At 64.1% G+C, this 7,894-nt stretch carries 11 protein-coding genes; 4 read left to right on the forward strand and 7 right to left on the reverse strand.

Annotated features, from left to right (window positions below; translation table 11 throughout):
• On the forward strand, positions 1–243 hold a 243-nt coding region (locus PYV00_RS12660), incomplete at its 5' end, for a zincin-like metallopeptidase domain-containing protein (protein WP_275228631.1).
• On the forward strand, positions 240–524 hold the full coding sequence (locus tag PYV00_RS12665; RefSeq protein ID WP_275228632.1) for an RNA polymerase sigma factor: 285 nt from the start codon (positions 240–242) through the stop codon (positions 522–524). The genes PYV00_RS12660 and PYV00_RS12665, both read left to right, overlap by 4 nt.
• A 69-nt stretch (positions 525–593) precedes the next feature.
• Here the strand turns inward: PYV00_RS12665 and PYV00_RS12670 are convergent, their stop codons facing one another.
• The 7 genes from PYV00_RS12670 to PYV00_RS12700 all read right to left on the reverse strand — a co-directional run bounded on the left by PYV00_RS12670 (position 594) and on the right by PYV00_RS12700 (position 3,580).
• Complete coding sequence (locus tag PYV00_RS12670; RefSeq protein WP_275228633.1) at positions 594–803, reverse strand: helix-turn-helix transcriptional regulator; 210 nt, start codon at positions 801–803, stop codon at positions 594–596.
• Between the two features lie 286 nt (positions 804–1,089).
• Positions 1,090–1,674: a hypothetical protein gene (locus tag PYV00_RS12675; RefSeq protein WP_275228634.1), complete on the reverse strand. Its 585-nt coding sequence runs from the start codon at positions 1,672–1,674 to the stop codon at positions 1,090–1,092.
• Between the two features lie 313 nt (positions 1,675–1,987).
• On the reverse strand, positions 1,988–2,200 hold the full coding sequence (locus tag PYV00_RS12680) for a hypothetical protein (RefSeq protein WP_275228635.1): 213 nt from the start codon (positions 2,198–2,200) through the stop codon (positions 1,988–1,990).
• A 160-nt stretch (positions 2,201–2,360) separates the two neighbouring features.
• Positions 2,361–2,534 carry a DUF6771 family protein gene (locus PYV00_RS12685; RefSeq protein ID WP_275228636.1) on the reverse strand — a complete coding sequence of 58 codons (174 nt, stop codon included), beginning with the start codon at positions 2,532–2,534 and terminating at the stop codon, positions 2,361–2,363.
• Positions 2,535–2,637: 103 nt separating this feature from the next.
• Positions 2,638–2,958, reverse strand: a complete 321-nt coding sequence (locus PYV00_RS12690) for a hypothetical protein (RefSeq protein ID WP_275228637.1) — start codon at positions 2,956–2,958, stop codon at positions 2,638–2,640.
• Positions 2,959–3,018: 60 nt separating this feature from the next.
• On the reverse strand, positions 3,019–3,225 hold the full coding sequence (locus PYV00_RS12695) for a conjugal transfer protein TraD (RefSeq protein WP_275228638.1): 207 nt from the start codon (positions 3,223–3,225) through the stop codon (positions 3,019–3,021).
• A gap of 16 nt (positions 3,226–3,241) precedes the next feature.
• The gene (locus PYV00_RS12700; protein ID WP_275228639.1) at positions 3,242–3,580 is read right to left on the reverse strand and encodes a conjugal transfer protein TraD; all 339 of its coding nucleotides are present in this window, start codon (positions 3,578–3,580) and stop codon (positions 3,242–3,244) included.
• Between the two features lie 172 nt (positions 3,581–3,752).
• Here PYV00_RS12700 and traA point away from each other — a divergent pair, with 172 nt between their 5' ends.
• Together traA and PYV00_RS12710 are read left to right on the forward strand one after the other, a co-directional pair.
• Positions 3,753–6,791, forward strand: a complete 3,039-nt coding sequence (gene traA, locus PYV00_RS12705; protein ID WP_275228640.1) for a Ti-type conjugative transfer relaxase TraA — start codon at positions 3,753–3,755, stop codon at positions 6,789–6,791.
• Positions 6,791–7,528 (forward strand): DUF6118 family protein, encoded by a 738-nt coding sequence (locus PYV00_RS12710; protein ID WP_275228641.1) that lies wholly within the window; start codon positions 6,791–6,793, stop codon positions 7,526–7,528. The genes traA and PYV00_RS12710 overlap by 1 nt, the downstream gene beginning before the upstream one ends.
• The last annotated feature ends 366 nt before the right edge of the window (positions 7,529–7,894 follow it).

Consider the following 7,894-nt stretch of genomic DNA (forward strand, 5'->3'; position numbering starts at 1 on the left):
GAGGCACCGATGGATTTCACCTTCCAACCGCCGTTTTTGGCTGGACTGTCAGGATATGTCGCCGAGATGACGGCGGCTTTCACCTGTGCTTCGCTGGGCATCCAACCCACCGTCCGGCATGCGGATTACATCGGCGCGTGGCTTGAAGCGATGCGCGCCGACGAAAAGGTCATCTTCCGGGCGGCCAGCGCGGCCAGCAAGGGCGCAGACTATCTCCTCGCATGCGGGGAGGACCGGTCATGATCCAGTGCATTGCCCTGTGGCACCAGCGTATCCGGGAGAACCGCCTGCGCGACGCCTTCCCGGAGGTCGAGGATCCCGAACTGCGCCGTCTGCACCGGGCGGTGGCATCCCTACCAGCCCTGCATCACGAGGTGTTCCGGCTGGCGCGTTTCGAAGACCTGACGACCGACGAGATCGCCGCCCGGCTCGGTCTTTCCAGACGGCAGGCCCGCAGGCATTTCGTCTACGCCCTTGTCATGCTCATGCGCTCGATGGAGCGGCAGAAACGCGAGAGGTGGTGACAACCGTCGCTGCCGCCCGGTGATCCGGGCGGCAGCATCATTCACGAAACATGATCCGGCGGGGCGGGCTCAGGTGTAGTCATCGACAGAATAGAAGAACGGGTTGGCGAGCCACTGCTCGATGGCGCTGCGGCGCCAGCCGACGCATCGCTTCGCGATGCGCACCTGGCTGGGAAAGGTCCCGTCCTGGACCTTGCGATAGAGCGTCGCGCGCGACAGCCCGGTTTCCTTGAGGACCTGGGGCAGACGCACGAACGCGTTGGGAGAGATAGTATTCATGTGGCGCATCCTTCCTCTTTCGGGGATTGGATTGGCCGGCCGCGAGTAGAATTGGGGCATTCCGGGAAAAGCGCAACCACGTGAGAACCCGCTCTCGCCGCTGTCTGCACCGAAAGGTACGCCGGGTGTATCCTGATGCACTCTGGCGCACTCTAGCGGACGCCGAAAATTTTTTACGGGACTACGCTGGGCGAGCGTCTGACCGCTCGCCCCGCCGCCCGTCGGCAGTTTGCCTGCATCACAATGGCTTGGCGCCCCGACTCGCTGCGCCGCGTCGATGCCCCGGTCAGGACCGCGCGACGCGGTGTGCCGGGCGGCCGTGCCCCGTCACCTCCGCGACGTGGCCAACGAGCGCAGCGATGATCTCGCGAACCTCCTCGGCGGCGAAGCCGCCATCGCCGGGCTGGATGCCCTGCGCACGGCTGAGGCTGTTCCATTTCCAGTAGGGCGACAGTACTTCCATCAGCCGCTCGGTGGCGGTGTCCTCATAGCCAAATGCCGTGGCGTTGGCGTAGGCTAGCGAGCGGTCCACGTGGAGGCCGATGTATTTCGCGCACCACATGTCGGGAAAACCGACGTCGAGCAGGTGCGAGGACATCGCCAGCTGCGCGACGATGCCCGCCGAGTAGAAGAGATAGGACGACTGGTCGGCAGTACCCGACGTCAGCAAGCCCATGAACTCGCCTGCGCGTTGATAGCGATCCAAGCTGAGCTCGCGCCCTTCGCGCGTGCGCCCGAGCCGGATGGGCAGTGCATCATAGCGCCGCCAAAGTGCGCCGAGCTCGGAATTCTCGGCGGGCAAGGTGATGATGGCAGCGCTCGGCGCTCCGGCGCCAAGGCCAGCCGAAGTAGCAGGAACGGTATTGTCCATATTTACCTCCGGTCCGCGTCAGGGCGGTAGCGGAAGGTTTCAGGGTACCACGCGGACCGACCCCGAACTCCCGCACGCTAACGCGCGGGAGCCGCCGGAGCTGGTAACATGCACACGACATGCGCCGCCGCCTTTCACCCGAAGGTTTGGACATGCGCGACGGCACCCCGGAAAACCATGTTTTCCGAGTTCGCTTCGTGTGCGGGATTACCAGTCCCGGCGCCGCCTTTTGCGCAGCGCCCTTGCACGATATCAGACGCGAATCCGTGCGCCAAGTTTTGCGTGAATGGTGGGAAGCTTACGGGCTATCCGCTCAGCCCGTGGGCGACGACGTCGGGATGCCTTTCGAGCGGCGACAGTCCTTCCAGCCTGCATCGTCCCGGGGAACGAACGCGACGAACTCGCCATCCAGCATGAGGGTGCCCTCGGCGTTGGCATAGCGCTCACTGAGCGCAGAAGGCTTGCGCGGGAGCTTCAGCTGACGGGCGCCGATCTGGATTCGTGCGCTGTCGGCAGTGGTCCGCAACAGGAATTGCCTGCCGCCCGCGCAGATGATGCGCTCGGCGGGGCGAGCGGCTGAGCCAGGGCGATTGGAGCCGCCGCGCCGGCAAGCAGGAAGGCGGTTGCAGCAAGGGAATAGAACGCCCGGCGGCGCATCGAGTAAGCTCCAGTGAGGGTAAGCTTTCTTAAGCCTCGCCCGGCTCGCTGGTTCCCGGCTCAAGTGCACTGGCGATCATCGCTGCCAGCGTTTCTTCGGCGCGGGTGCGGATCGCCTCATCCTTTGCGCCCAGGTCGTGCCGGACCCATTGCGGCGCGCGCTCGAGGACACGCAGGATAATGGCGGAGTTCGTGTCGTTCATCACCGCGCCTATGGCGATGGCACACGGGCTCGGCAAGGCGGGTCACAGATTCGCGTAAACGCCGCTCCCAATCTGCAAGCAAACCGCAGTGGCGTGATCCAAGTCACGCCCCTGGAAACAGGCCGGTCAGCGCCAGCTTGGGCGCTTCGCCGAACGTCGCTCGATGGTCTTCGTCATAGCGTGCATCGACCAGCTTCACCTTACGCACTGCAGCTGGGCGCATGATTGCCATGACAAGGAACATCCCTGCCAGCACCAGGAAGCCGTTACCGAGGGCATCGCGCATCGAGGTGGGGTCATGGCTGAGGATGCCCCAGGCAAAGCTGAAGCAAACAAGAGTGGTCAGGCCCATCGCCTTGTAAAAACGGTCGGCAATTGCATCCATGGCCTTCTGGTAATGCTCGTGCATCGCGTAACTGTTCAAGGCTCAAGCTCCCTCCGGATGATGTTGAGGATGGCATTGCACTCGAGCTCGCGCGTTTGATCAAGAGGGTGGATCGAATGCCCGCCTGCCGCGCCGCCGCCACAAGGTCAGCGCCTGTTCGCGATCGTCGCCTTTGAGCTTGCCTGCGGCCTCGGTCATGATGCCGAGCAACACGGCCCGATCATCATCGACGAGCTCGACGAGGCCGGCCTTCAAGACGAGGCCGCCCAGCTCGATCAGGTGCCGGGTTCGCTCGCGCCGCTTCACCCGCCATTCCTGCGTATCATGCCGCGCCCGGTGGGCTGCGAGGCGGTTCATCGCTGCCCGTGTCCTGCGCAGGCCGGCCTGGCTCATTGCCAGTGCCCGGGCGAGCGCTGCCAGACCCGGCCTCTCGCTCGCCTGAAAAGAAGGCGGCGCCCCGCTTGCGCCATGCCTCCCGCTTGGCTGGGTCTGTTGTCGTCACGATTGCCAGCAGCGCGCCGGCAAGCTCCTCGACCGCGAGCGCATCGGCACCGGTCGCGGCGACCAGTTCGCCAAGCTGGCTGGTCTTGCGGTTCTTGAGTTGCCGGGCCTTGTCGGTAAGCGCCCTAAGCTCGGCGTCGTAGTCGCGGGGTTTGCGCATCGTCCGTCCTTCATATTGATGGTGTCGGACGGTTCAGTTATCGGGATGATGACGCCCTCTCAATAGGGCGAAGCCTTCTGGGACTGCGTGATCCCGAGGCAGATGAAATCGTTCGAGGGCGCGCTTATACGTCGTGCCGACGTGCGCTTTTAGGGGTAATTGGTACGTCGCCATGGCGATTTACCACTTCTCGGCCAAAGTCATTTCGCGCGCCGCCGGCTCCTCGGCGGTGGCTGCGGCCGCCTATCGCTCGGCCTCGCGGCTGCACGATGCGCGGATCGAGCGCACCCACGACTTTTCCAACAAAGCCGGCGTCGTCCATTCCGAAGTGATGCTGCCCGACGGCGCGCCCGAGGCGTGGCGGAATCGTGAGCGGCTGTGGAATGACGTTGAAGCCGCCGAAGTGCGAAAGGACGCGCAATTGGCCCGCGAGGTTGAGTTCGCCATTCCCCGCGAATTGAACCAGGCCGATGGCATCGCCCTGGCGCGCGACTTCGTCCAGCGCGAGTTTGTCGATCGCGGCATGGTCGCTGATCTCAATGTCCATTGGGATATCGGCGCTGATGGAGAGCCCAAGCCGCATGCCCATGTGATGCTGGGCATGCGCGAGGTCACCGAAGACGGGTTCGGTCCCAAGGTACGCGACTGGAACCGCACCGAACTGCTGACCCACTGGCGTGAGGCCTGGGCCGAACACGTCAACCAGCGCCTGGCCGAACTCGATATCGACGCTCGGATCGATCATCGCTCGCTGGACGCACAAGGGATCGAGCTGGAGCCGCAGCACAAGATCGGTCCGGCCGCAGCGCGTATGGCCGAGCAAGGCTTGGCGAGCGAACGGCTGCAGGAACATCACGCCATTGCTCGGGCCAACGGCGAGAAGATCCTGGCGAAGCCACAGATTGCGCTCGAGGCGATCACCCACCAGCAGTCCACCTTCACCACCCGCGATCTGGCAATGTTCGTCCATCGGCATAGCGAAGGAAAGGATCAGTTCGATGCGGTGATGGCAGCGGTGCGGGCATCGCCAGAATTGGTGAAGCTGGGCCAGGACAGACGCGGCGAAGACCGCTTCACCTCGCGCGCCATGATCGAGACCGAGCAGCGCTTGGAGAACGCCACGATCCGGCTTGAAGCGCGGCGCCATCATGGCGTCGCCGAGCGGCATCTGGATCGCGCGCTGGCCCATGCCGAGGGACGCGGCATGATCCTGTCCGCCGAACAGCGCGGTGCGCTCGAACACGTGACTGAGGGGCGCGGGCTCGGCAATGTCATTGGCTATGCCGGCACCGGCAAGAGCGCGATGCTGGGCGTCGCCCGCGAGGCCTGGGAGGCAGCCGGCTATGAAGTGCGTGGCGCAGCGCTGTCCGGCATCGCCGCCGAGAACCTCGAAGGCGGCTCGGCAATAACGAGCCGCACTATCGCCAGTCTCGAACACCAATGGGCTCTGGATCGCGAGCGTCTGACCGACAAGACCGTGCTGGTCATCGACGAGGCCGGGATGATCGGCACTCGGCAGATGGAACGAGTGCTGAGCGAAGCCGACAGGTGCGGCGCCAAGGTGGTGCTGGTCGGCGATCCGCAGCAGCTCCAGGCGATCGAGGCCGGGGCTGCCTTCCGTTCGATTGCCGAGCGCCATGGCAGCGTCGAGATCACCCAGGTGCGTCGGCAGCAGGAAGAATGGCAGCGCGATGCCACCCGCCAGCTTGCCACGGGCCGTACTGCCGAAGCGCTGGAAGCCTATCGCGAGGCCGGGATGGTGACCGAGTCTCTCACCCGGGAAGCGGCACGTGAGGAGTTGATCGGGCGCTGGGATGCCGAGCGTGCCGCCGATCCCCATGCCAGCCGGATGATTTTGTCTCACACCAACCAGGAATGCGACGAACTGAATGCACTGGCCCGAGATCGTATGAAAGCTCGTGGGATGTTAGTCACTGATATTGCGGTCAAAACCACACGCGGCGAGCTCTTGTTTGCCGCGCAGGACCGCATCATGTTCCTGCGCAACGAGCGTTCGCTGGGAGTGAAGAATGGCACTTTGGGCAGCATCGAGGCGATCACAGCGGCCCGCATGGACGTGCGGCTCGACGATGGGCGCACAGTGGCCTTCGACCACAAGGACTACACCGATCTCAATTACGGCTACGCCGCGACGATCCACAAGTCGCAAGGGGTCACTGTGGACCGCACCCATGTGCTGGCCACGCCGGGGCTTGATCGCCATGGTGCCTATGTGGCGCTCTCGCGCCATCGCACTGGGCTCGATCTGCACTACGGCAAGGATGACTTTGCCGATCGCGACAAGCTGGCCCAGGTGCTGGCGCGCGACCGGTCCAAGGACATGGCCAGCGATCATGACCGGCATCACGAGCGCTTCGCCGCTGCCAGAGGCATCGGTCGTGTGGGCGAAGGTTTGGGCGCCCCTGTTGCAGAGCACCGGCCCGCACACGCGCCGGAGCTTACCCCACACCAACCCATCCACACCGAACCCGCCAAGCCGCGCGGACGGTTCGAGGGGCTGCGGCTGCGGGTGCCTTCGTTTGGCGCGCCGGTACAAAGCCGGTCTACGTCTGGGCGGGACACGCCAGTACCAGCAGTGCCGCAGCCTCAGGTTGATCTCGGCCAGACCGTTCAGCGCTATGCCCGTGCTGTGGCGGACATCGATCGTATGACGGCGCAGAACCTACCGGCGCTGGAATACCAAAAGAAGACGCAGGTGCGGGCTGCACAGGCACTGGAAGCCATCGCGCCAGGGGCGCTGCGCGATCTCGACAACGCTTTTGCCCGTGAGCCCGCACTGGTGAGCGAGGCTGCCAATGGTCGCACCGCCACCGCGATACGAGCGATGCAGTTGGAAATGGAAGTACGCACCAATCCCGAGCTTCGCGCCGATCGCTTTGTGCAAGGCTGGCAGCAATTGCGCGCGCAGCGCGACGCCTTGCGCGGGTGGGACAAGGAAGATGTCCGCACCCAAGTCGAGGCCCGCATGAAAGATATGGCCAAAGGCGTGGAGAAGGACCCGGCGATGGGCGCGGCGCTGGCGAGCCGCAGCAATCAGCTGTTGGGCAAACGCTGGAGCCCTGAATGGGTGCCGGGCAGCCGGAATGGCGGGATGGGACGTGACCTCACCGACATCGCGCGTGCCAAGGAAATCGGTCGTGAACTCACTCGCTCGATCGATCGCGGGCGCAACTTGGGAATGGAGAGATGATGGACGGAGCCGCCATAGACACCACCGTCCGGTACCAGAGCGAACCAACCGCCGAACCGGTCGATCCGACCGAAGCTGCTTTTGAGGCCATGACCACCAAGCTGGCCGGCCTGACCGCTGCCATCGATGGCTTTGCCGCGCGCCAGCAGGAACTGCATGCCCGCGATTACACCACCGACCTTGCCAAGGTCCAAGAAGCCTGCGCTAAGACGCATGAGGCCATCCATATTCTGGCCAAACGTCCAGCCATGGCGTTGACGCCCCAGGCTATGGCCAAGGAGCTTCAGATGGCTGCAGTAAGCGTGCGCGAGGCTGATCATCGCGTCTTGGCCGGAGCCGAGCGGGACTTGCGCTCGGCGATCGGCACCATCACCAGCGTGGTGGCTTCGGCGCTGACTGCACGTCAGCAAAAGCAGTGGGCTGCGGGTATCGCGGCCGGCGCGCTGGTCTTGGGGTTTGTGCTGGGCGCGGTGATCCCGAACGCGATCGATCATGCAGTGCCCGATAACTGGTATTGGCCTGAGCAAACGGCCGCGAGCGTTCTGGACCGGGATATGTGGAGCGCGGGGCAGCGGCTCATGCAGGTCGGTGATCCCGAAGGTTGGCGGGCGCTCAAGGAGGCCGCAGCCTTGTCGCGGGAGAATGCCAAGGCACTCGACGGTTGCAGACAACGGGCGACGAAGACGGGCAAGGCGAGGGCGTGCTCGGTTTTGGTGCCACCTTCAAATAACGACTGAGGTCCATCTATTTTCCAGGTAGGAATGTCGTGCATTGGGACATTTGCGACTGTCGGGTTCCGGTGACGATTTGAGGAACACGGACATTCAGGGTGGGACGCGGTGATGACCGCTGCCGCCGACAAACCGGACGTTGGGAGGCCCCGATGCACCTCCGAAAAGCTGCCAGAGGTCCAGAGGTCGCCAAAGAGTAATCTTAAAAGATTGAGGCTGATCGCTTTTGATTGCCACTGAGATTTGAGCCGGGATTTCCACCGAGAAGTGCCCCGCCTGACTGCTATGGCATCCGATCTAGACCGGCCTGTAGCGCGACGATTACGGAGTCCGGTCGGCGTCAATTTTGATGGCCGATAGGTGGCCGCGCCG

The organism is Novosphingobium album (ex Liu et al. 2023), from assembly GCF_029076845.1.
Classification (GTDB): Bacteria; Pseudomonadota; Alphaproteobacteria; order Sphingomonadales; family Sphingomonadaceae; genus Novosphingobium.